This window comes from Serinibacter salmoneus, assembly GCF_002563925.1.
GTDB lineage: Bacteria > Actinomycetota > Actinomycetes > Actinomycetales > Beutenbergiaceae > Serinibacter > Serinibacter salmoneus.
Genome location: NZ_PDJD01000001.1, coordinates 1,099,678 through 1,122,132, shown reverse-complemented (window position 1 = coordinate 1,122,132; position 22,455 = coordinate 1,099,678). Strand labels below are relative to the sequence as shown.

Annotated in this window: 22 protein-coding genes; 1 reads left to right on the top strand and 21 read right to left on the bottom strand. The window is 72.2% G+C overall.

Annotated elements, in window-relative coordinates:
- Positions 1-44: 44 nt before the first annotated feature.
- The 9 genes from ATL40_RS04900 to argC all read right to left on the bottom strand — a co-directional run bounded on the left by ATL40_RS04900 (position 45) and on the right by argC (position 8,996).
- Positions 45-689, bottom strand: a complete 645-nt coding sequence (locus tag ATL40_RS04900; RefSeq protein ID WP_098470294.1) for a DNA-3-methyladenine glycosylase — start codon at positions 687-689, stop codon at positions 45-47.
- Positions 690-702: 13 nt separating this feature from the next.
- Positions 703-1,425 carry a uridine kinase family protein gene (locus ATL40_RS04895; RefSeq protein ID WP_245867201.1) on the bottom strand — a complete coding sequence of 241 codons (723 nt, stop codon included), beginning with the start codon at positions 1,423-1,425 and terminating at the stop codon, positions 703-705.
- A gap of 13 nt (positions 1,426-1,438) precedes the next feature.
- Positions 1,439-2,929, bottom strand: coding sequence for an argininosuccinate lyase (gene argH / locus ATL40_RS04890; RefSeq protein ID WP_245866764.1), 1,491 nt, complete (start codon positions 2,927-2,929; stop codon positions 1,439-1,441).
- 90 nt (positions 2,930-3,019) lie between these two features.
- A complete protein-coding gene (locus ATL40_RS04885) occupies positions 3,020-3,544 on the bottom strand; it encodes an arginine repressor (protein WP_098468560.1) in 525 nt (174 codons plus the stop codon).
- Positions 3,541-4,482 carry an ornithine carbamoyltransferase gene (gene argF / locus ATL40_RS04880; RefSeq protein ID WP_098468559.1) on the bottom strand — a complete coding sequence of 314 codons (942 nt, stop codon included), beginning with the start codon at positions 4,480-4,482 and terminating at the stop codon, positions 3,541-3,543. Before argF ends, ATL40_RS04885 begins: the two co-directional genes overlap by 4 nt.
- Complete coding sequence (locus ATL40_RS04875; protein ID WP_281254880.1) at positions 4,479-5,744, bottom strand: acetylornithine transaminase; 1,266 nt, start codon at positions 5,742-5,744, stop codon at positions 4,479-4,481. The genes argF and ATL40_RS04875 overlap by 4 nt, the downstream gene beginning before the upstream one ends.
- Complete coding sequence (argB, locus tag ATL40_RS04870; protein ID WP_098468558.1) at positions 5,741-6,742, bottom strand: acetylglutamate kinase; 1,002 nt, start codon at positions 6,740-6,742, stop codon at positions 5,741-5,743. The genes ATL40_RS04875 and argB overlap by 4 nt, the downstream gene beginning before the upstream one ends.
- A 17-nt stretch (positions 6,743-6,759) precedes the next feature.
- Positions 6,760-7,923, bottom strand: a complete 1,164-nt coding sequence (argJ, locus tag ATL40_RS04865) for a bifunctional glutamate N-acetyltransferase/amino-acid acetyltransferase ArgJ (protein ID WP_098468557.1) — start codon at positions 7,921-7,923, stop codon at positions 6,760-6,762.
- A complete protein-coding gene (argC, locus tag ATL40_RS04860; protein WP_211283063.1) occupies positions 7,920-8,996 on the bottom strand; it encodes an N-acetyl-gamma-glutamyl-phosphate reductase in 1,077 nt (358 codons plus the stop codon). Before argC ends, argJ begins: the two co-directional genes overlap by 4 nt.
- A gap of 87 nt (positions 8,997-9,083) precedes the next feature.
- Between argC and ATL40_RS04855 the strand changes: the two genes are divergently transcribed.
- Positions 9,084-10,067, top strand: coding sequence for a quinone oxidoreductase family protein (locus ATL40_RS04855; RefSeq protein ID WP_098468555.1), 984 nt, complete (start codon positions 9,084-9,086; stop codon positions 10,065-10,067).
- A gap of 4 nt (positions 10,068-10,071) precedes the next feature.
- Here ATL40_RS04855 and ATL40_RS04850 read toward each other — a convergent pair whose 3' ends face one another.
- The 12 genes from ATL40_RS04850 to ATL40_RS04795 form a co-directional block, all read right to left on the bottom strand.
- The gene (locus ATL40_RS04850) at positions 10,072-10,635 is read right to left on the bottom strand and encodes a hypothetical protein (RefSeq protein WP_143556864.1); all 564 of its coding nucleotides are present in this window, start codon (positions 10,633-10,635) and stop codon (positions 10,072-10,074) included.
- Complete coding sequence (locus ATL40_RS04845; RefSeq protein ID WP_143556863.1) at positions 10,632-11,816, bottom strand: hypothetical protein; 1,185 nt, start codon at positions 11,814-11,816, stop codon at positions 10,632-10,634. Before ATL40_RS04845 ends, ATL40_RS04850 begins: the two co-directional genes overlap by 4 nt.
- 50 nt (positions 11,817-11,866) lie before the next feature.
- On the bottom strand, positions 11,867-12,538 hold the full coding sequence (locus ATL40_RS04840) for an ABC transporter ATP-binding protein (protein WP_169925875.1): 672 nt from the start codon (positions 12,536-12,538) through the stop codon (positions 11,867-11,869).
- An 822-nt stretch (positions 12,539-13,360) separates the two neighbouring features.
- Positions 13,361-13,699 carry a hypothetical protein gene (locus tag ATL40_RS04835; protein WP_098468551.1) on the bottom strand — a complete coding sequence of 113 codons (339 nt, stop codon included), beginning with the start codon at positions 13,697-13,699 and terminating at the stop codon, positions 13,361-13,363.
- A 308-nt stretch (positions 13,700-14,007) separates the two neighbouring features.
- Positions 14,008-14,523 carry a flavodoxin domain-containing protein gene (locus tag ATL40_RS04830; protein WP_169925874.1) on the bottom strand — a complete coding sequence of 172 codons (516 nt, stop codon included), beginning with the start codon at positions 14,521-14,523 and terminating at the stop codon, positions 14,008-14,010.
- A 70-nt stretch (positions 14,524-14,593) separates the two neighbouring features.
- On the bottom strand, positions 14,594-15,424 hold the full coding sequence (locus ATL40_RS04825; protein ID WP_245866762.1) for an SDR family oxidoreductase: 831 nt from the start codon (positions 15,422-15,424) through the stop codon (positions 14,594-14,596).
- Positions 15,417-18,011: a phenylalanine--tRNA ligase subunit beta gene (gene pheT, locus ATL40_RS04820; RefSeq protein ID WP_098468549.1), complete on the bottom strand. Its 2,595-nt coding sequence runs from the start codon at positions 18,009-18,011 to the stop codon at positions 15,417-15,419. Before pheT ends, ATL40_RS04825 begins: the two co-directional genes overlap by 8 nt.
- Positions 18,011-19,126 carry a phenylalanine--tRNA ligase subunit alpha gene (gene pheS / locus ATL40_RS04815; RefSeq protein WP_098468548.1) on the bottom strand — a complete coding sequence of 372 codons (1,116 nt, stop codon included), beginning with the start codon at positions 19,124-19,126 and terminating at the stop codon, positions 18,011-18,013. The genes pheT and pheS overlap by 1 nt, the downstream gene beginning before the upstream one ends.
- A gap of 144 nt (positions 19,127-19,270) precedes the next feature.
- Complete coding sequence (locus tag ATL40_RS04810) at positions 19,271-19,981, bottom strand: nucleoside/nucleotide kinase family protein (protein ID WP_245866759.1); 711 nt, start codon at positions 19,979-19,981, stop codon at positions 19,271-19,273.
- Positions 19,978-20,808: a TrmH family RNA methyltransferase gene (locus tag ATL40_RS04805; protein WP_098468547.1), complete on the bottom strand. Its 831-nt coding sequence runs from the start codon at positions 20,806-20,808 to the stop codon at positions 19,978-19,980. The genes ATL40_RS04810 and ATL40_RS04805 overlap by 4 nt, the downstream gene beginning before the upstream one ends.
- Positions 20,809-20,880: 72 nt before the next feature.
- The gene (locus ATL40_RS04800; protein WP_098468546.1) at positions 20,881-21,852 is read right to left on the bottom strand and encodes a DUF1648 domain-containing protein; all 972 of its coding nucleotides are present in this window, start codon (positions 21,850-21,852) and stop codon (positions 20,881-20,883) included.
- Complete coding sequence (locus ATL40_RS04795; protein WP_098468545.1) at positions 21,849-22,217, bottom strand: GntR family transcriptional regulator; 369 nt, start codon at positions 22,215-22,217, stop codon at positions 21,849-21,851. The genes ATL40_RS04800 and ATL40_RS04795 overlap by 4 nt, the downstream gene beginning before the upstream one ends.
- Positions 22,218-22,455: the final 238 nt, after the last annotated feature.

Genomic DNA, 22,455 nt, shown 5'->3' with positions numbered 1-22,455 from the left:
GGCAACGGCCCCCGATGAAGCATACGCATCGGCCCTCGGCGCGCTCAGCCCATCCGGTATCGCGAGACGGTGGGCTCACCCTCGAGCCAGTACCGCCACGGGAACCGGCTTCCGTCGGCGCCTTCCCCCGAGACCCCCACTCGGGGTCCGTGCAGCCACGGCCCGGGTGCCACATCCGTCACCCGCAGCGAGGCGGTCACGCCGTCGCCGGTGCGGTGGCCCACCTCGGAGTCCAGCGCGAGGCCGTCCGCATGGCCGGTGATGCCCAGGGCCGTGGCCAGCCGCGCGGGCCCGCTGGCGAGGTCGTTCGCGGCGCGGGAGGTGGTGCGCCGGCGGCGTGCCAGCTCGCCCCCGGCCACGACCTCGCCGGCGCGCAGCAGCACGGCCGAGCCGGAGCCGTCGGCGCCGGTGACCACGTTGACGCACCAGTGCATCCCATAGGTGAAGTACACGTACAGCCGGCCCGGAGGGCCGAACATGCTCGCATTGCGGGCGGTGCGGCCGCGGTAGCCGTGGGAGGCGGGGTCGTCCTGCGCGCCGTAGGCCTCGACCTCGGTCAGTCTCACCGTCACGGTCCCCTCGCGGGAGGTGACCGACAGGTGCCCGCCGAGCAGATCGGTCGCGACCTCCTGGGGGCTGCGCGCGTACCAGGCGCGGCCGGGGGTTCGTGCCGGGGGGAGGGAGTTCACGGCCCCGATTGTCTCACTCGGCGCCCACCCCGGGGGCAACGGGGCTCGTCCGCACGATCCGGCCGACCTCGTCCAGCACCACGTCGGCGCGCTCGAGCGTGCGCTCCCGTCGCGTCACCGTGCGCTCATCGGCCATGAACGCGAGCCAGTGCTCCCGGGCGGACTCGCCGTCGCGCGCGAGGCCTCGGGCGAGGCGCACCTCGTCGGGTGCGGTGACGAAGACGATCAGGGAGGCGACGTCGTCCAACACCCGGGGTGCGCTCCCGCACCCCTCCAGCAGCACGACGGCGCGGCGGGGCACCTCGACCCGCTCGGCACGCCGGCCGCGGTGCCAGTCGTAGCGCCGGTAGGAACCCGACCCCCCGCGGGACATCGGGTCGATCAGGTCGGTCCGCAGCGTCTGGGCCGCCCCGGGCAGGCCGCCCCAGCCGTCGTAGAGGTCGTCCATGTGTACGACGGCGATCCCCGGCTCAGCCCGCTCGTCCCCACCCCGGCCGTCCCCTGCCAGGCGGGGCTGCAGCTCTCGGGCAAGATCGGCGGCCAGGGTGGTCTTCCCGGCGCCGGCGTACCCGTCCAGGCACACCAGGCGCACGCGCTCGCCCGCCGGGCCGAGGCGCGCGGGGGCGGTGAGCACCCGATCGGCCAGGGCCGTGACGACCTCGCGCGGGGCCCCGGCCCTCGCAGTGGCGCCCGAACTCGCCGTGGCGCCCGCAGTCGTCGGCGGCTCCTGTTGCATCACGACCCGCGGCTCACGCGGCCGGGGTGTCCCCGTCCGGCGCATCCCCCTCGGGCTCCGCCCAGGCGCGCAGGTCCGCGAGTTCCTCCCCCGCCCGGGCGAGCTGCTCGGCCACCCGGATCGGCGCCGTCCCGCCCTTGCCCGAACGCGAGGCGATCGACCCGGCCACCGTGAGCACCTCCCGCACGGCCGGCGTGAGGTGCTCGCTGATCCCGGCGAGTTCGGCATCGCTCAGCTCGGCGAGGTCGATCGCCGGGGTGTGGTTCTCGCACACGCGCACGCACTCCCCCGCGATCTCGTGGGCGTCCCGGAACGGCACGCCCTGGCGCACCAGCCACTCCGCCACATCGGTGGCCAGGGAGAAGCCCTGCGGGGCGAGCTCGGCCATCCGGTCGGCCTCGAAGGTGAGGGTGGCGACCATCCCCGCGACCGCGGGCAGCAGGGTCTCCAACTGCACGGTGGCGTCCAGCACCGGCTCCTTGTCCTCCTGCAGGTCCCGGTTGTAGGCCAGCGGCAGCCCCTTGAGGGTGGCGAGCAGCCCGGTCAGGTCCCCGATGAGCCGGCCGGCCTTCCCCCGCGCCAGCTCGGCGATGTCGGGGTTCTTCTTCTGCGGCATGATGCTCGAGCCGGTGGAGAAGGAGTCGTGCAGCCGCACGAAGCCGAACTCCTTGGTGGCCCACAGGATGACCTCCTCCGAGAGCCGGGAGAGGTCCACCGCGATCATCGCGGCCACGAAGGAGTACTCCGCGACCACATCGCGCGCGGCGGTGCCGTCGATGGAGTTCTCCACGGCGCCGTCGAACCCGAGCTCGGCGGCCACCGCCTCGGGGTCCAGGCCGAGGGAGGACCCGGCGAGCGCCCCGGAACCGTAGGGAGACAGGGCGGCGCGCGCGTCCCAGTCCCGCAGTCGGTCCACGTCGCGCAGCAGCGGCCAGGCGTGGGCGAGCAGGTGGTGGGCGAGCAGGACCGGCTGGGCGTGCTGCAGGTGGGTGCGCCCCGGCATCGGCGCGTCGGGGTGATCGGCGGCCTGGGCGATGAGCGCGTCCACCACGTCCAGGACCCCGGCGGCCACGGTGCGGGCGTGGTCGCGCAGGTACATCCGCACCATCGTGGCGATCTGGTCGTTGCGTGAGCGCCCCGCGCGCAGCCGCCCGCCCACCTCGGCGCCGACCCGCTCGATGAGCAGCCGCTCCAGCGCGCCGTGCACGTCCTCATCACTGGGGTCGGGATGCAGGGAGCCGGCGACGTAGTCGGCCTCCATGGCCTCCAGGCCCGCGATCAGGGTCGCGAGGTCGGCATCGGTGAGCATTCCCGCCCGGTGCAGGGCGCGCGCGTGCGCGCGGGAGCCGGCGAGGTCGAGCGGGGCGAGCACCCAGTCGAACTGGGTGCTGCGGGAGAGCTCGGCCATCGCCTCGGCGGGACCGGAGGCGAAGCGGCCGCCCCACAGGGCGCCGGTGTTGGTGCCGTGGTGGCCCTCGGGCCCGGGTGCGGTGGTGCTGGTCACGAGGGTGGTTCTCCTTGCCGATGGATGGTCTGCGGGCCGTCGCCCGCAGGCACGATACCGAGTCTGGTGATGCTCAGGGTCCTGTCCCGCTCAGCCCCGCTCGGGCTCCTGACGGGCGGCGAGCTCCAGGAGGCGGTCCACCACGTCGGCGGCGCCGTCCACGCTGCGGGAGATCAGCAGCACGGTGTCGTCGCCCGCGATGGTGCCCAGCACGTCCGGGAGGATCGACTGGTCGATCGCGGCCGCGAAGAACTGCGCCGCGCCCGGCGGGGTGCGCAGCACCGCCAGGTTGCCGCTGGCGTCCGCGGAGACCAGCAGTTCCGCGGTCAGCCGCTCCAACCGGCGTGCCAGGTACTCCTCCTGCTCCGCGCGGGGGTGGTCGTGATACGCGCCGCCCTCGGGCGGGATGGTGTAGATCAGGCCGTCCGGGGTGTGCACCTTCAGCGCACGCAGCTCCAGCAGGTCGCGGGAGAGGGTCGCCTGCGTGGCCGTGACGCCGTGCCCGGCCAGCACGCGGGAGAGCTCGGTCTGAGAGCGGATGGCGCCGCGGGCGATGACCTGCGCGATCAGAGCATGTCGGGCGGCCTTCGTGCCCGGGACACTCGTCTCGCTCACGCCGAGGCCAGGAAGGTCAGCACGGCCTTCTGCACGTGCAGCCGGTTCTCCGCCTCGTCCCAGACCACGCTGGCGGGCCCGTCGATGACCTCGGCGGCGATCTCCTTGCCGCGGTAGGCGGGCAGGCAGTGCATCGCGATCGCGTTCGGGTGCGCCAGAGCCAGCAGATCCTCGTCCAGCTGGTAGGGCACGAACACCGCCTCGCGGGCGGCCTGCTCCTCCTCCTGCCCCATGGAGACCCAGGTGTCGGTCGCCACCGCGTCGGCGCCCACCACCGCCAGGCGCGGGTCCTCCACCACCGAGAGCGCGGCGCCCGTCTCGGCGGCGATCGCCTGAGCGCGCGCCAGGATGTCCGGGCGCGGCTGGTAGTCCGCGGGTGCCGCGATGTGCACGTCCATGCCCGCCAGGGCGCCGGCGAGCAGGTAGGAGTGCGCCATGTTGTTGCTGCCGTCGCCCACGTAGGCGAAGGTGCGCCCCGCCAGCGCCGGGCCGGAGTTCGCCAGCCCGCCGGTGTGCTCGGCGATCGTCAGCAGGTCCGCGAGCGCCTGGCACGGGTGGTAGTCGTCCGTGAGGGCGTTGACCACCGGCACCCCGGACCACTGCGCCATGGCCTCGAGGTCGGACTGGAAGTAGGTACGCCACACGATGGCGTGCACCTGCCGGCCGATCACCCGCGCCACGTCCGCCACGGACTCCCGGGTGCCGATCTGGGCCATGGTGCCGTCCACGGCCATCGGGTACCCGCCGAGTTCGGCGATCCCGACGGCGAAGGACACCTGCGTGCGCAGGGTGGGCTTGTCGAAGATGATCGCCACGGACTGCGGCCCGGCGAACGGGGTGCGGGCATGCCGGTCGACCTTGAGCTCGGCGGCGAGCTCGAGGACCGCGCGCTGCTCGGCGCTGGTCAGGTCGTCATCGACGAGGAAGGAACGGGTCATGGCGTCTCCTGCTTGCTGGGGGCGGTGAGGATCTCCCGCAGCGCCCGGGTGAAGGTTCCCGCCTGCTCGGCGGTGAGGATCAGCGGCGGGACCAGGCGCAGGGCGCCGGGGGTGGGGGCGTTGATGATGAAGCCCGCCTCCAGCGCCTGTCGCTGGACCTCGGCGGCGATCGGGGCCTGGAGCTCCACGGCGATGAGCAGCCCCTCCCCGCGCACCTGCGCGACCCCGGGCAGCGCGGCCAGGTCGGCGCGCCACTGAGCGCCGACCGCGCGGACCTGCTCCAGCAGGCCGTCGCGTTCGATGACGGCGATGGTCGCCAGGGCCGCGGCGGCGGCCACCGGGTTGCCCCCGAAGGTGGTGCCGTGGTTACCGGGGGCGAACACCCCGGCCGCGTCCGGGCCGTAGGCCAGGACGGCGCCGATCGGGAACCCGCCGCCGAGACCCTTGGCGAGGGTCACGACGTCCGGGGTGATCCCCCCGATCGCGGGATCCTGGTGCGCCAGCCACCAGCCGGTGCGCCCCATGCCGGTCTGCACCTCGTCCAGCACGAGCAGCGCGCCGGACTCGGCGGTGAGCTCGCGGGCCAGGGCCAGGTAGTCCGGCCCGGGGGTGAGCACGCCCGCCTCCCCCTGGATCGGCTCGATGATCAGGCCGGCGACGTCCCCGGCCGCGAAGGCCTCCCGCAGCGCGGCCAGGTCGCCGAACGGCAGGTGCTCCACCCCACCGGGCAGCGGTTCGAACGGCTCGCGGTAGGCGGCCTTCGCGGTGAGCGCGAGGGCGCCCATGGTGCGGCCGTGGAAGGCGCCCTCGAGCGCCAGCACCCGGGAGGCGCCCCGGGCGCGGCCGTGCATCCGGATCATCTTGAAGGCGGCCTCGTTGGCCTCCGTGCCGGAGTTGGCGAAGAACACCCGGGAGCCCTCGGGTGCCTGCCCGATCTCCAGGAGGCGCTCGGCGAGGGTGACCTGGGTGGGGGTGGCGAAGAAGTTCGAGACGTGACCCAGGGTGCCCAGTTGGGCGCTGATCGCGCCGGTCAGGGTGGGGTGGCCGTGCCCGAGGGCGTTCACGGCGATGCCCGCGAGCAGGTCGAGGTAGCGGTGGCCGTCGGCGTCCCACACGTAGCAGCCCTCACCGCGCACGAGCACGCGCTGGGGGGCGCCGAAGGTGTTCATCAGCGAGGCGGAGTAGCGCTGCGCCATCGCGGCGGAGGCGCTCTGGCCCGCCGGGAGGTCCGCGGGGGTGGGCTGGGGCAGGATCTCGCTCACGCCGTCGTCCCCTTCTCCTTCTCCCCGGCCTTCTCCTCGTACTCGGCGGGGCGGTCCCCGGGGACCACCATGGTGCCGATCCCGGAGTCGGTGAAGACCTCCACGAGCAGGGCGTGCGGTTGGCGGCCGTCGATCACGTGGGCCTGACCCACCCCGCCGGTCACCGCCCGCAGGCAGGCCTCCATCTTGGGGACCATGCCGCTGGCCAGGCCCGGCAGGAGCTCGGCGAGCTGGTCGGTGCCGATGCGGCGCACCAGGGAGCCGCGGTCGGGCCAGGCGGCGTAGAGCCCCTCGACGTCGGTGAGCACCACGAGCTTGGTGGCCCCCAGGGCGGTGGCCAGGGCCGCGGCGGCGGTGTCGGCGTTGACGTTGAGGATCTGGCTGGGGTCGTCCTCGTCCACGGCCACGGTGGAGACCACCGGGATGCGGCGCGCCTCGAGGAGCTGCGCCACGGTGGTGGGGTCGACGGCGCTGACGTCGCCCACCTGGCCGACGTCGACCTCCTCGCCGTCCACGATCGCGGTGCGGCGCCGGCCGCGGAAGAGCCCCGCATCCTCCCCGGACAGGCCCACGGCGAGCGGTCCACGGTGGTTCATGAGGGTGACGAGGTGGCGCTGCACCTGGCCGGTCAGCACCATGCGGACCACGTCCATGGCCTCGGGCGTGGTGACGCGCAGTCCGCCGCGGAACTCCGAGTCGATGTCGAGGCGGTCCAGCATCTGGCTGATCTGCGGGCCGCCGCCGTGCACCACCACCGGGCGCATGCCGACCTGGCGCAGGAACGCGACGTCCTCGGCGAACGCCGCCTCCAGCTCGGGGTCGATCATGGCGTTCCCGCCGAACTTGATCACCACCACGGCGCCGGAGAACTTCTCCAGCCAGGGCAGCGCCTGGATGAGGACCTCGGCCTTCTGGTAGGGGAAGAGGTCCTTCTCGGTGTCGAAGTAGAAGTCCTCATTGGGCTCGGTGGCCACGTCGTTCTCGGGTTGCTGACTCATCGTCTCGGCTCGATCTCTCAGGTGGAGTAGGCGCTGTTCTCGTGGACGTAGTCGTGGGTGAGGTCGTTGGTCCAGACCGTGGCCTCGGCCTCCCCGGCGTTCAGGTCGAGCACCACCCGGACCTCCCGGGTGGCGGCCAGGTCCACGAGGGTGCGGTCCTCCCCCACGCCGGAGTCGCGGCAGACCTGCACCCCGTTGACGGTGACGTCCAGGTGCAGCGGGTCATACGGCGCCACGCTCTCCGGCACGGTCCCGGCGGCGGAGATGATCCGGCCCCAGTTCGGGTCGTTGCCGAAGATCGCGGTCTTGAACAGGTTGGAGCGGGTGATGGCACGGGCCACGGCCACGGCGGCGTCCTCGGAGCTGGCCCCGGTCACGGTGACCGCGATGTCGTGACTGGCGCCCTCGGCGTCGCCCACGAGCATGCGGGAGAGGTCGCCGCACACCGAGGCGAGGGCGTCCTCGAACTGCCCCGGGGCGGGGGTGGTGCCGCTGGCACCGGAGGCGAGCAGCAGCACGGTGTCGTTGGTGGACATGCAGCCGTCGGAGTCGACCCGGTCGAAGGTGGTGCGGGTGGCGGCGGCCAGGGCCGCGCGGGCGCGCTCGGCGTCGATGACGGCGTCGGTGGTGATCACCACGAGCATCGTGGCCAGGCCCGGGGCGAGCATGCCGGCGCCCTTGGCCATCCCGCCCACGGTGAAGCCCTCGCCCTGAGCGACGGACTGCTTGGCGTGGGTGTCGGTGGTCATGATCGCCGCGGCGGCGTCGTCCCCGCCGGTGACCGCGAGGGCCTGCGCGGCGCGGTCGATACCGGGCAGCAGGAGGTCCATGGGCAGGGGCACGCCGATCATGCCGGTGGAGCACACGAGCACGTCGCCCGGGTCCACCCCGAGGCGGGCGGCCGTGTGCTCGGCGCTGCGGTGGGTGTCGAGGAAACCCTGGGTGCCGGTGCAGGCGTTCGCGCCCCCGGAGTTGAGGATCACGGCGCGGGCCACGCCGTCGCCCACCGCGGTGCGCGACCAGGTGACCGGGGCGGCCTCGACGCGGTTGGTGGTGAACACGCCGGCGGCCACGGCCAGCGGGCCGTCGTTGACCACGAGGGCGAGGTCGCTCTTACCGGAGGGCTTCAGGCCGGCGGTCACGCCGGCGGCGCGGAATCCCTGGGCTGCGGTGACACTCACGGGGCGACTCCCGTCACGGGTAGGCCGAGGGTCTCGGGGAGACCCAGGGCGAGGTTGATGGACTGCACGGCGGCCCCGGCGGTGCCCTTGACGAGGTTGTCCAGGGCGCAGGTGACGATGACCTCGCGCCGGGCGGCATCGAGGGTGACCTGCAGCAGGGCGGTGTTGGCGCCTGTGGTGGCCGCGGTGGCGGGCTGGGTGCCCGGCGCGAGCAGGTGGATGAAGGCCTCCTCCTCGTAGCGTTCGGCCCAGCACTCCCGCACGGTCTCGGCGTCCACGTCGCCCACCAGGGGGGCGGTGATGGTGGCGTGGATGCCGCGGGAGGTGGGCACGAGCACGGGGGTGAAGACGACCTGCGGATCGCTTGCCCCGGCGGTGGTGAGGTTCTGGCGGATCTCCGGCACGTGGCGGTGCACACCGCCCACGGCGTAGGCGGTGGCGTTGCCCAGGCCCTCGCTGGCCAGCAGGTGCGGCTTGGCGGCCTTCCCGGCCCCGGAGTAGCCGACGGCGAGGGTCGCGGTGATCGCGGCCGGGTCGATCAGGCCGGTGTGGACACCGGCCTGGATGCCCAGGGTGACGGCGGTGACGTTGCAGCCGGGCACCGCGATCCGCTTGGTCTCGGCGAGCAGGTCGCGCTGCGCGGACGCGCGGCCCAGCTCCCCGGCGTGCACGAGTTCGGGCATGCCGTAGGTCCAGGTCCCGGGGTGCTCCCCGCCGTAGAAGGCCTCCCAGTCCGCGGCGCTCGCGAGGCGGTGATCGGCGCCGAGGTCCACGATGAGGGTCTCGGGGCTGGCCTGCTCGAGCTGGGCGGCGATCGCGCCGGAGGCGCCGTGCGGGAGGGCGAGGGCGACGACGTCGTGCCCGAGCAGTTGCTCCACGTCGGTGGGCGCGAACGTGCGCCCGGCGATGGCGGGGTGCGCGGCCAGGTGCGGCTGGGAGGCCGCGACGGGTTCACCGGCGTTGCTGTGCGCGGTGAGGGCGCCGAGCTCGAGGTCGGGGTGCGAAAGGACCAGGCGGGCGAACTCCCCGCCTGCGTATCCGCTCGCTCCTGCGATGGCTACCGAGAACGTCATCTGCATAACTATACACAGGGATGCATGAAACCTCGGGACTGGCGGCGTTGCCGCCCTCTACCCTCGCATGCCGCGTACGGTGGACGCATGCGCGCGATCCAGGCAGTCACCGCCGGCGGCCCCGAGGTCCTGACTCTCCACGAGGTCCCCGATCCCTCCCCCGGCCCCGGCGAGGTGCTGGTGGATGTGGCCGCCGCGGGCGTGAACTTCATCGACACCTACCGGCGCAGCGGCGTCTACCCGATGCCGTTCCCGCACATCGTGGGGTCCGAGGGCGCCGGGCGCGTCGCGGCGCTCGGCGAGGGCGTCACCACCCTGGCGGTGGGCGACCGGGTCGCCTGGTCCGATGCGGCCGGCTCCTACGCCCAGCGGGTGTGCGTGAGCGCGGAGCGCGCCCTGCCGGTGCCGGACGGCGTGAGCGACACCCAGGCGGCCGCGTTGCCGCTGCAGGGCCTCACCGCGCACTACCTGGCCACCTCCACCTTCCCGCTGCAGCCCGGCCAGTGGGCCCTGGTGCACGCGGGCGCCGGCGGCGTGGGCCTGCTGCTGATCCAGCTCGCGGTGGCGCGCGGCGCCCACGTGGTCACCACGGTGTCCACGCCGCAGAAGGCCGACCTGGCGCGCGCCGCCGGCGCCGAGGCCGTGATCCGCTACGACGAGCTCGCGGACCTCACCGCCGAGCTGCCCGCCCTGGTGCGCGAGGCCACCGGCGGTCAGGGCGTGGATGTGGTGTACGACGGCGTGGGCAAGGCCACCTTCGACGCCTCCCTGGCCTCGCTGCGCCCGCGCGGCATGATGGTGCTGTTCGGTGGCGCCAGCGGCCAGGTCCCGCCCTTCGACCTGCAGCGCCTGAACGCCGGCGGCTCCCTGTTCGTGACCCGCCCCACCCTGGTGCACTACACCGCAGACCCCGCCGAACTCCACCAGCGCGCCCGGGAGCTGTTCGACGCCGTGACCTCCGGGACCCTGGACGTGCGCGTCGGCGGCACCTACCCCCTCGCGGAGGCCGCGCAGGCGCACCGCGACCTGGAGGGCCGCCGCAGCACCGGCAAGCTCGTGCTGGAGATCTGAGGCCTCACTCCGCCGTACTACGCGCAGTTGGCCGCCGGACGAGAGTCACCACCGGCGGCACCAGCAGAAGCATCGGCGCGAGCACCAACGGGAGGTACCCGAGCGCCATTGACAGGGGCGCCGCCGGCGAGCCATCCACGAAGACCAGCAGTGCCCCGAGTGCGAACGGCACGATCCACGCCGCCGAGTTCAGCACGTGCACGGCGAGCGCCCCGCTCGTGAACACCATGGCGGCCATGAACGCCTCGGCACCGAGAACGGGCCCGGGTATCGACGTCCCCACCCACGCGAGAGCGAACCAAGCGGTGAGGGTCAGGCCTACCCCCAGCCGCACCGAGCCGCCACGCACAAACGTGGCACCCAGGTCAGGAACCGGCTCGAGCAGAGCAACGGTTCCCACCGTGGAGAGCACGATCGCCACGAGCAGGCGCACCGGGATGTCACGTTCCGCGAGCGGCACCCCGAGCGAATCTCCGGCGGCGAGCAGTCCGGCGACCGTGACGCACGCATAGACCGCGACCACCCCCGTGGCCCGGTGCGCGCGGACGAGGACGCCGAGCATGCTCACGGGAGGTACGTCCACGCCGGGGCACCCGCCGGCGAACACGACGCGAGCCACCTCATGGTCTCGCTCGCCGCCCGGTCGTCGCCCGGCTCGGTCGGCACACCACCCAGGACGTCGTAGACCCAGGCGGCCAGAGTTGCTTGAACGTCGAGGTGCTCCGCCGGCGGTTCCTCGTCGTACAGGAACGGGCAGGCGCGCGGGGCCACGAGCGCAGCAACGACATCGTCCACCCCGATGTCGGCGGCCGAGACCGCGACCGTATCTACGGCAAGGATCCCCACCTCCGGGTCGAGAACGCGCCCGTTGCCAGCCTCTTCGTACCGCGACGCCGCCACGACCCCCCGCTCAGCCAGTTGCTGGATGGCCCCATCGAGAGACTCGGCCGCCACCGAGTAGAGAGCGCGCGTCTCGGGCGCACCGCAGACCTCTACCGCGCCAGAGGAACTCACCTCGCACACGTTCGCGCTCGGTGTATTCACGCGTGCGGACTTCACTGGCTCGGCTGCGAGGTAGGCACCTAGGGCAACAGCAACCAGGATCACACTGCCCACCACCACGCTGGATCGAGCCGCTGAACGCGGACGGCACTGCACCCAGATCACGAGCAGCGCCATCAGGGAGATGGCGCCATGGACCAACAGATGCGTAGCGGTCACAACCGGGTTGGGAGCCGTACCGGCGAGCGTCCCGGTTGCTCCTCCCGCGAGAAACAGGTCACGCACCTCAATCACTTGCCCGAGCGTCAACGGGAGGAGGTAGACAGCAAGCGCGACGAGGGGTGCGACGACGACATGGTCCCAGAGGATTCCGGCCACCGCGCCGAGCGAGGCGGCAGCGAGAAGCGTCGTGAGTGCTGTCGCCGCGAGGGCAGGCTCAAGGCTGAAGCCGTCGGCCCTCTGGGCAGTGACGACGATCGCTGCGACGACACCCGCGAGCCAGGCGACAACGGCACCGAACCAGACAATGACTGTTCCGAGATACACTCCCCAGAATCCGTTGACAGATGATGAGGCAATACTTCCGAGTATCCCCCGTCCGAACTTTCGCGCGTCAAGGGCCGCAAGGCCTGCGGCTATCGGCGCGAGCAAGAGAGTCGATGACGTTGCCCAACTGATAGCCCGCCCCCACTCCCAGGACCATCCATCTCGACTAAACACGACGACGATGGCGACGACGGCGAGCAATGGCAATGCACCAAATGCGTGAGAGCGCCTGACCCTCAGCGAGAGCACGCTCATCGTGGGCCGTCGTTGATCACTGCGAGGAACCCTTCTTCGGTAGCCCGATTGTTGCCGTCGGAGCCATACCGTTCGAGCTCGGCCACAGTACCGTCAAACCGAATGGAACCCCGGTGCAGCACCAGGACGCGGTCGGCAAGGTCCCGCACGTCCTCCATTACATGAGAACTCAGGAGTACGGTGCCGCCCAGTTGCCTCACCAGCGCCACCATGCCGTGGCGTTGCTCCGGGTCGAGACCAGTGCTGGGTTCATCCAGAAGAAGGAGCGATGGCGACGAGACGATCGCCTGCGCCAAGGCGACTCGTCGACGCATGCCACCCGACATCCGACGGATCTTTCGCGAGGACTCGGCAGCAAGACCCACACGATCGAGCGCATCGGTCGCGGCACCGGCCGTCACGTGCGGCGGCATGCCACGCATCCACGCAATGTAGCGGACGGTCTCATGCGCCGTGAGATTCCCCGGAAACGAAGAGCCTTGCGGCATCATGGCGACGTGGCGCAACGCTCTTCGGCGGGAACGGCTGCGGTAGACGGCCTGTCCGACGACGGCGGCGAGCCCGCGGTCAGGCCGAAGGGATCCAGCTGCAATGTTCATCAGCGTCGTCTTGCCGGCCCCATTGACGCCAAGCAGTGCGGTGATTCCGGGGCGAAGTTCAAGGTCCACACCATTGAGAACAGAGACCTCCCGATAAGAAAGGTGAATACCCTCCAAGACCAACGGGGGCGCCGCAATCGAATCATGACTCAACTGAACCCTCGTTCCACTTCGCCCGGGAACCAATCATCGGTGACAATGAATCGGACTAGTATCCACTCTTGCTCTTGGAGCAGATATCTGGTCGCCAAGCCAGATCCTCACATGTCTTTCCGGTCTTGTAGGTGCCCGCTGAACCAGCCGAAAACCAGAGGTCACCGATCGCGACGTATCCCCAATACCGTGACGTCCTATTGGCGGATCGGGACTGCATATGCACGTTCCCCTTGCTGGCGCGCATGTGCATGTACGCGGCACCCGAGTTGGCAACAGGATCCTTGACGCGAGCACTTGTAGCCACGTAATTGTAGCCGGACCCGTACATCGATCCCGCCCCGTCCGCATAGGACACCCCATTGTACATTGCACGCTGAGGACTGGATGTCGATCCGATCGTCAGCGCGGATGCGGATGTTACTGCGCCAAATCACAATACCAGCGCGCAGGCAAGCCCCAGACCCCGTAGTCGAACACTCATGTTCTTGCTCACAGCCCCTCCTGATCTCCGTGGTTGCGTCGTCGCAACAGAACGGAACATAGCACCCTCTGCACCGCAGAGTCGGATCGGGTTCCGATAGTCAAACATTAAATCATGTCCGGACATCCTGTCCGAGGACGGTCGATTACTGACCGACCTGCGCTGGACCGCGTTTCACGCCCCCGGGGCACGGCAAGGCCCGACTATGGGCCCAGCCAGCGCTCGCCGACTACATCGGAACCCGCGGACCGCCCTCAAACGAGCAATCCGCCCACGCCCCGTGTCCACGCACCGACGGCATCCCAGTCGATGTGTTCGCCCGGCTCGGCGCGCACCATCGCCAGGACAGCGCGCTCCTTGAGGCTCCGGCCCTCGGTGGGGACGGTGTCGGCGAGAGTCACGCGCTCGTGGGCGCTCCGGGGCGGCAGCGCCACTCCAACCATCAGCTCGGGCACGTCGATCCCGACCTCGTCCGCCGCGCCGAACGACCGGCGCACCACGTCCAGGCCGTCCTCGCGCAGGGACTCGGCGATCTCATCGCCGACCGCCGCCCTCGTGCCTCGCATACTGAAGGTCACGAGCGGCACGATCATGCGACCACCATGCATTCAACCTCGCCACATGTTCCGGGGATAATGTACCGGTCAAGCCTCAGCGCGCCGGCGGAGTTCCCGGCGGGTCGTTCTCTCCCCACGGCAGCACCACTAGGCGCCGCGCGGCCGCCGGCAGCCATCCGCGCGCGCAGGGATGTCGGCGAGTGCGTGACCCGCAGGTAGCAGCCGGACCACTCGTCGACCTCACCGACGGCGACCGCGCGGGATGATGGTGCTGTTCGGTGGCGCACCGCGACCTGGAGTGCCGCCGCAGCACCGGCAAGCTCGTGCTGGAGATCTGAGGCGTCTCAGACACCCGGGACCGCGGCGGCCACGTCGCGGGCCCACGCCCGCACCGCGTCCCAGTCCGTGTGCTCCCCCGGTGCGGCTCGCACCATCTTCACGATGGCGCGCTCCTTCAGCGAGAGCCCGGAACTCGGGATCGTGCCACCGAACTTCACCCGTTCATCGGCCGTCGACCCCTGACGTGGCGCACTCCACTGCGCGCTCTCGGGCTCGTCGGTGACGTCCTGGAGTCCGAGGGCGAACGCAAAGACGGGAACGTCCGCGGCCAGCAGCGCCTGCTGCGCCGCGAGGGCACCCGGAGCCCACGCGTTCATGTACACGGCCGCGCCGAGCACCACCGCGCTGACACGATCGCGTACGCACGCGGTCACGAGGTCGTCCGTGACCCGGCCGGGCGGGTCCAGGGGGAGCGTGCGCGTGATCACCTCGTGGCCGGCCTCGCTCAGCACCTGCGCGACGACCTCACCCGCTCGGGAGGTGGACCCGTGCTTGCTGAATGTGACGAGCATCACCGACATGGCTCCAGCCTGACCGACTCCCCTACCCCGCACCCGGGACGTTGGTCCCGGGAGGGTCGGTGCCGAGTGGTCAGCGCACGGGGGTGAACCCGTCGCCGTGCGGGTCATCGGATCCCCACGGCGCGATCAGCAACCGACGAGCGCTCGGCGGAAGCGCTCCCTTCTCCAGGCGCGCGCGCAGCGAGGCGGGCGAGTCGTAGGTGACGCGCAGGTAGCACCCGGAGAAGGCGTCCAGCTCACCGGTCGCGATCGCGCGGATCATCTCGCAGGTGCGCTCCACCGGCGTGAAGTCGGTGCGTCCCTCGTGTTGCCGCATCGAGGAGGTCATGTCCGTCACGACCACGCCCGGGGCGAGGCCGAAGGCACGCAGCCCGAGGTCGAACCCGGCCTCGTGCAGGTGCCCGACCTGGCGCAGCAGCGCCGCCTTGGAGTCGGTGTAGGCGCTGGTCACCACCGTGTCGCGGGCGCCGGCGCCGGAGGCGAGCTCCACCACGCGGCCCGCGCCGCGCGCCACCATGCCGGGCACGACGGCGCGGGAGACGTGGAAGGAGCCGATCAGGTTGGTCTCGATCACCGCGCGCCACTGCTCGACGTCGGCCTCCCACAGCGGCACCTCGGCGTCGATCCGCCCGGCGTTGTTCACCAGCAGGGTCGTGGGGCCGAGCGCGCCCTCGAGGTGGGTCACGGCGTCGGCAGCGCCACCGGCGTCGGTGACATCCGCCGTCGCGACGGCGCACTCACCGCCCGCCGCGCGGATCTCGGCCGCCACCTGCGCCAGGCGCTCGCCGTTGCGGGCCAGCAGTCCGACGCCGAAGCCGGCGGCGGCCAGGTCCAGCGCGATCGCGCGGCCGATGCCGCGCGAGGCGCCCGTGACGATCGCAACCATCCCGGTCTCAGGCACGCAGTTCACCCCCGACTCGCTCGGAGGCCAGGGTCACGATCCGCTGCCGCACGTCCTCGGTCTCCTGCGCCGTCAGGGTGCGGTCCGCGGCGCGCAGCCGCAGCGCGAACGCGAGCGACTTGCGGCCCTCGGCGAGCTGGTCGCCGGTGTACACGTCGAACAGCTCCACAGACTCGGCGAGGTCACCCGCGGCCTCGGCCACGAGCAGACGCACGGTCTCGGCGGGCACCTCGGCATCCACCACGAGCGCCACATCCTCCTTCGCCAGCGGGAACGTGGAGAGCTTGCCCACCCGCGGGGCGCTGCCCGCGGCCTCCACCAGCACCTGCAGGTCCAGCTCGAACGCGGCGGCCCGGTGCGGCAGCGAGAACACCGAGGCGACCGTCGGGGCCAACTCGCCCGCATAGCCGACGACGGCGCCCGAGCGGGTGCGCAGCACGGCGCAGCGCCCGGGGTGGAAGGGGGCGTGCGGCTGCGCGACGGGCTGGGCGACGACCTCCAGGTCGGCACCGAGGGTCTCGGCCAGCCGCAGCACGGTCGCGATCACGGTGTGGGCGTTCTGCTCGCTCGCACCCTTGACCGTGGGATCGGCCAGCACCCCGGCCACGTGCTGCTCCTGGACCGGGATCGCCTGGTGGATCGCCGCGATGACCTCCTCGCCCGGGTGCGCGCCGCCCGGAGGCAGCGGGCTCGGTCCGCCGGGACGCACGAACGTCACCGACCCCACCTCGAACACCGCCACCTGGGCGGCGCCGCGGGCGAGGTTGCGCGCCGCGACCGGGAGCAGGGAGGCCAGCACGCTGGAGCGCAGCTCCGGCGCATCGTCCGCGAGCGGGTTCGCCAGGCGCTCCGCGGCGCGCCGCTCGTCGTCGGCGGCCTCGCCCAGCGCGTCGTGCACGCCCGTGCCCACGAACGGGAAGGAGAGCACCTGCACGTACCCGGACTCCGCCAGCGTGCGCTCGGCCGAGCGGCGCAGTCGCTGCGCGGGGGTCAGGCCCGAACCGGACCCGGCGCGGGGCGCCACCGAGGGGACCCGGTCGTACCCGAGCAGGCGGGCGACCTCCTCGGTCAGGTCGATCGGCTCGGTGAGGTCGGGACGCCAGCTCGGCGGGGTCACCAGCAGCTCGCGGTGGTCGCCGTCGGCGATGTCGGTGACGCTCGCCCCCAGCTCCTCCACGGCGTCGTGCACCTCGTCGTAGCTGTAGTCCACGCCCACCAGGGCCGCCACGCGCTGCGGGTCCAGCGTGATGGTGCCGCGCGGGTGGGTGGCGTCCAGGTCGGTCACCGCCGCATCGTCCGCGGTGCCGCCGCCGTAGGTGACCAGAAGGTCCACTACGCGCTGCGCGGCGATGGCCTGGAGCTTGGTGTCCACGCCACGCTCGAAGCGGCGCGAGGCCTCGCTCGGCAGCTTGTGCCGGCGGGCGGAGCGGGCGATGGAGATCGGATCGAAGTGGGCGGCCTCGATGAGCACGTCCTGCGTGGCGGCGGAGACCTCCGTGTCCGCACCACCCATGACGCCCGCGATGCCGATCGCGCGGGACCCGGATTCCCCGCCCGGGGAGTCGGTGATGAGCAGGTCCTCGGGGTGCAGGGCGCGATCGACGTCGTCCAGCGTCCGCAGCCGCTCACCCTCCTGGGCGCGGCGCACCACGATCGGCGCCGCCAGGGTGCCCAGGTCGTAGGCGTGCAGCGGCTGGCCCAGGTCGAGCATCACGTAGTTCGTGGCGTCCACCGCCAGGGAGATGGGACGCATCCCGGCCTGGCGCAGTCGGCGCTGCAGCCACTCCGGGGAGGGCGCCGCGGGGTCGATGCCGCGCACGATGCGCGCCACGAACCGGTCGCAGCCGACCTCGCCGTTGATCGGGGCGGTATCGGCCACCTCGATCGCGAACCCGTCCTCCGTGGGCGCCGGCACGGCCGGGGCGCTGCCACGCGGCGCGGGCAGGCCCGGGTCGGTGAAGGTGGCACCGGTGGCGTGCGCGTACTCGCGGGCCACGCCGCGCATGCTGAAGCAGTACCCCCGGTCCGGGGTGATGTTGATCTCCAGGACCTCCTCGGCGAGCCCGAGCAGCTCCAGCGCATCGGTGCCGGGTGCGGGGACGGTGCACTCCGCCGTCGCGCCGCCCGACGGGTCCTCGGCCCCGGCCTCGCCGGCGCGGGCGAGCACGAGGATCCCGTGCTCGGGGTCGGGACCCATCCCGAGCTCCTCGGTGGAGCAGATCATGCCGTCGGAGACGTGACCGTAGGTCTTGCGCGAGGCGATCGCGAAGTCCCCCGGCAGCACGGCACCGGGCAGGGCGACCACCACGGAGTCACCGACGCCAAAGTTGTGCGCCCCGCACACGATGCCCCGCGGGGCGTCCTCACCGACCTCCACCTGGCACCAGTTGATGGTCTTGCCGTTCTTCTGCGGCTCGGGTGTGAGCTCCAGCACCCGGCCGACCACCAGCGGACCGGTGATGCCGGAGGTGTGGATCTCCTCCTCCTCCAGGCCCACGGAGACCAGCGCGGCGGCGATGCTCTCGGCGGTGGCGTCCTCGGCCACCGCCACGTGCTCGGCGAGCCACGGCTTGATGACGTACGGCATCAGTTGTTCCCTCCAGACTCACCGGCGATCGCGAACGCCCGCGACAGGCGCACGTCACCCTCGATCAGGTCACGCATGTCCTCGATGCCGTACCGCAGCATCACGGCCCGCTCGATGCCCATGCCGAACGCGAACCCGGAGTAGACCTCCGGGTCCACGCCCACGCTGCGCAGCACGTTCGGGTTGACCATCCCGCAGCCACCCCACTCGATCCAGCCTGCGCCGCCCTTCTTCTGCGGGAACCACAGGTCCATCTCGGCGCTGGGCTCGGTGAAGGGGAAATAGCTCGGGCGCAGCCGGGTGCGCGCCTCCGGGCCGAACATCGCGCGAGCGAAGTGGTCCAGGGTGCCCTTGAGGTGCGCCATGGTCAGGCCCTTGTCGATCGCGATGCCCTCGACCTGGTGGAAGACCGGGGAGTGCGTGGCGTCCAGCTCATCGGTGCGGAACACCTTGCCCGGGCACGCCACGTACAGCGGGAGCTCGCGCTCCAGCAGGGCGCGCGCCTGCACCGGGGAGGTGTGGGTGCGCAGCACGAGGTGGTCCTCCTCCTCGCCGTCGGCAAGGAAGAAGGTGTCCTGCATCTGACGTGCGGGGTGGTCCGGGGTGAAGTTCAGCGCGTCGAAGTTGAACCACTCGTGCTCCACCTCGGGGCCCTCGGCGATCTCCCAGCCCATCGCCACGAAGATGTCCGCGATCTCCTCGGAGATCCGCGCAATCGGGTGGCGGGCGCCGGCCTGACCCGTGGTGGCGGCGGCGATCGCGCTCTGCGCCCGGGTGAGGGTGACGTCCATGGTCTCGGTGCGCAGCACCTCCTGCGCGTGCTCGGCCTCCAGCACGGCCTCGCGCTCCTTGATGGCGCCGGTGAGGCGGCCGCGGGAGCGTCCGACGATCTTCCCGGCGGTGGCCTTCTCCTCCTTCGCCAGGCCGCCGATCGCGCGGTTGGCCAGGGCGAGGGGGCTTCGGTCGCCGGTGTGGGCGATCCGCGCCTCCTTCAGCTCCTCCAGGGTGGCGGCGGCCGCGACGGCGGCCAGCGCCTGATCGAGGACGGCCTGGACGGCCTGCTCATCAGTGGGGGCAGGCACGGCGACGTCGGGCAGCGTGGTGTCGCTGGTCATGCGGGTCCTTCCGGTTGTCTCCCGGGGCGGTCCGGGCGGGGCTGTCGGGTTGATGCGGCCCCGGGCTCTGGCGCGGTGGTGCTCAGGCGCGCGTGGGCCCGGGGCGACTAAATCGCTCCGGGCGCGCGAAGGCACGGGCCATGCTCATGCGCCCATCCTGCCAGATGGCGGCGCCGCCGGGCGCAGGCGCAGCACCAGATCGGCTCGTTCCCGGCTCGCGGCCACGGCGCGCGCGTTGTGCTCGTCCGAGCCGTAGGCGAACGCGCGGGCCCGTTCGGGGTCCTTGCCGTGCGCGAGGTGGCGCGCCAGGAGCCGCTCCTGGCGCACCTGGGACGCGAGTTCCAGGAACCAGGCGGCGTCCAGCTCACCACGCACCCCGGCCCAGGCGCCCTCCGGCAGCAGCAGGTAGTTGCCCTCGGTGATCACGAGATCGACGGCGGGGTCGACCTCGACCGCATTGGCGATCGGGTTCCCGGCCCCGCGCTCGTACCGGGGGGCGTACACCCGCTCACCCGCGCGGATCCGGCGCAGCAGGTGCACGTACCCGGCGGCGTCGAAGGTGGCCGGGGCGCCCTTGATCTCGGTCTGCCCGCGCGCGATCAGCAGCTCCTGCGCGAGGTGATAACCGTCCATCCCCACCTCCGCGACCCGGAGGCCCTCGGCACGCGCCGCCGCCACGAGGGTGGCGGTCAGGGTGGACTTGCCCGCCCCGGGTGCACCCGCGATCCCCAGCACGGCCGGGTGGGCCGCGCCGCGGCGAGGCACCCGGGGCAGGAGTGCGGCGACCTCGCCCTCGGGCAGGTCCAGGAGCGCCGGCGACGCGGACGCCCCGGTGACTCCGGAGACTCCGGTCACCGGCGCACGCGCGCCGCGAGCGGCGCCTGGGCCCGCGAGGAGGCGTACAGGCACAGCGTGGCGGCCATCGCCACATTCAGGCTCTCGGCGTTGCCCCGCATCGGGATCCGCAGCACACGGTCGGCCTGCGCGCGGGCCAGGTCGCTCAATCCGGCGGCCTCCGTGCCGAACACCCACGCGCTGGGGCGGTGCAGCATCCCGAAACTCTCCAGGTCACCCTCCCCGGCGCCGTCGGCCGCCAGGATCGCCAGGCCCCGCTCCCGCAGGGCCGTGAGGATCTCCGTCAGGCTGCGTCCGCGCACCACAGGGAGATGGAACATCGATCCAGCGGTGGACCGGATCACCTTCGGTGAGGTGATGTCCACGCTGCCCTCGCTGAGCACCACCAGATCGGCGCCCACGGCATCGGCGGCGCGGATGATCGTGCCCGCGTTCCCCGGATCGGAGAGTTGCTCGCACACGGCCACCAGGCGCGGCGTGGTGATCCGTTCCAGCACCTGGGCCAGGGTGGGGCTGGCGTCCTCCAGGACGGCGAGGACCCCCTGGGCGTCGGTGGACATCCGGGCCATCACCGCATCGTCCGTGGGGTGCACGTACAGGCCGGCGGCCAGCGCGACCTCTTCGATCTCCGGCCAGCGCTCCCGCGCGCGGTGGGTCAGGTAGACATCCCGCACCCGGGGTGCCACGTGCCGCACCGCCTCTCGCACCGATTGCGGCCCCTCCACCAGGATGCGCCCGTACCGACGGCGCGCCGAGACCCGCTCCAGCGCACGGATGGCGCTGACGCGGTCGGCGCGTGGGTTGGTCAGGACGGCAGCGATCGGCACGGGACCAGTCTGGCACCTCTGAGGGGCGCCGGGCAGGTCGAGGTCACGACTCGGTGGCGTTGCCGGTGGGCGTCAGCGCGCCGCAGCGCGCTCACGGTAGGCCTCCAGGAGAGCGGCACCCTGCCCGGCGCCGTTCACCACCACCACCTCCCGGCGCCCCGACCGGGTGGTGACCACGATCCCCTCACCGGAGTGCAGCACGAACCCGCGTGCGCCCTTGAGGCTGCCGGCGATGCCCACTCGGTAGCCCCACCCGCCGAACTGACGGAAGGCGCTGACCTGCTCGGTGGCCACAGCCGTGATCTCCTCGGCCGGGATGTGGACACGGGGCCAACCCAGGCGGCCGGTCACCGTCAGACCGCCGGGCCCCACCGCCACGCGGATCGAGAGCAACGCGGCCATCACCAGCGCGAGCACGGCCGCCAGCGCGAGCAGCCACCACATCCGGCTGACCAGCGCCACGATGAGAACGAGGGCGACCCCGAGGATCGCGGCCACGCTCCCGGCGCTGCCCGAGGTCGCCGGCACAGCCCACACCACGTTCTCGCCCGCGGCCAACGGCATGGCCTCGGCCCGCACCCCCGCGGCCTGCCAGGGCGCGCGCCAGGTCGGCACGAGCAGCGCCGCCAAGGCCGCCAGGGCCAGCGCGGCAGCCGCGGCGATGACGAACCACCAGCCGGAGAAGGCGACGCCGGTGGCCTCCGTGAGGCCGCGCTGCGCGGCGATGCTCGCCAGCAGCAGGGCGTCGATGAACGCCACGGTGCCCACGGTGGTCGCCAGGAGGGTGCGGGCAAGACTGGGCGTGGAGGTCAGCGCGGACCAGACGGCGAGGGCCAGCCCGAGCACGCCGGTGATCACCACCGCCCACACCATCGCGCCCACGGAGGCGAAGCCGTCGGCGGACCCTCCGGTGCCCCAATGGGTCGCGACCGGGTCGGGCAGCGCGCTGCTCCAGGCACCGAGCAGGGCCACGGTCACGCCGGTGGCCACGGCAACGAGGAGGACTCCGGTGGCGGCGATGCGCACCGTGGGACGGGTGGTCATGGCTGGTATCCCTTTCGGATGGTCGCGGCGAGGTCGTCGGCGGTCAGGCCCAGGCGCCGGGCGGTGAGGTGAACGGTGGCGACAGCGTCCCGGAAGGCGGCGCGATCGGCGGAGGTGGCACCCTCGGCACCTGCGGTCACCACGGCCCCTCTGCCCCGGCGCACCTCCAGCAGGCCCTCCTCGCGCAGGATCGCGTATCCCCGCAGCACGGTGTGCACGTTGACGCCGAGGGTGGTGGCGAGCTCGCGGGCGGGCGGGAGTTTCTCCCCCGCCGCGATCTGCCCTGCGGCCACCCCGGAGCGCACCGCGGTGGCGAGCTGTTCGTACAGCGGGGTGCCCAGACTCGAGTCCAGTCGGATCAGCACACTGTCCTCCCCTCGCGTTGCGACACTCGCCTACTGCCTGTGGGCGACGGCAACCGCACCACGTCGGGGTGCGCTACGCCGTCGAGCACCAGCATATAGTTCTAGTTTCACTAGAACAAATGGCGCATCACCCGGTCCTCCTCACGAGAGAGTCTCCTTCACCCGAGAGAGTCCCACTGCGGGGCTCTCTCGACTCAATCAGGCTCTCTCACCGGCCGAGGGTCTCGACTCTCCCCGG

Bases quoted from the DNA above. Each gene is read 5' to 3' on its own strand.
- ATL40_RS04800 (WP_098468546.1), bottom strand. From the start codon at position 21,852: ATGACCACCCGTCCCACGGTGCGCATCGCCGCCACCGGAGTCCTCCTC.
- argC (WP_211283063.1), bottom strand. From the start codon at position 8,996: ATGACGTTCTCGGTAGCCATCGCAGGAGCGAGCGGATACGCAGGCGGG.
- argF (WP_098468559.1), bottom strand. From the start codon at position 4,482: ATGACCCGTTCCTTCCTCGTCGATGACGACCTGACCAGCGCCGAGCAG.
- ATL40_RS04830 (WP_169925874.1), bottom strand. From the start codon at position 14,523: ATGTCGGTGATGCTCGTCACATTCAGCAAGCACGGGTCCACCTCCCGA.
- ATL40_RS04855 (WP_098468555.1), top strand. From the start codon at position 9,084: ATGCGCGCGATCCAGGCAGTCACCGCCGGCGGCCCCGAGGTCCTGACT.
- pheS (WP_098468548.1), bottom strand. From the start codon at position 19,126: ATGACCAGCGACACCACGCTGCCCGACGTCGCCGTGCCTGCCCCCACT.
- ATL40_RS04835 (WP_098468551.1), bottom strand. From the start codon at position 13,699: ATGATCGTGCCGCTCGTGACCTTCAGTATGCGAGGCACGAGGGCGGCG.
- pheT (WP_098468549.1), bottom strand. From the start codon at position 18,011: ATGCCGTACGTCATCAAGCCGTGGCTCGCCGAGCACGTGGCGGTGGCC.
- argB (WP_098468558.1), bottom strand. From the start codon at position 6,742: ATGAGTCAGCAACCCGAGAACGACGTGGCCACCGAGCCCAATGAGGAC.
- ATL40_RS04895 (WP_245867201.1), bottom strand. From the start codon at position 1,425: ATGCAACAGGAGCCGCCGACGACTGCGGGCGCCACGGCGAGTTCGGGC.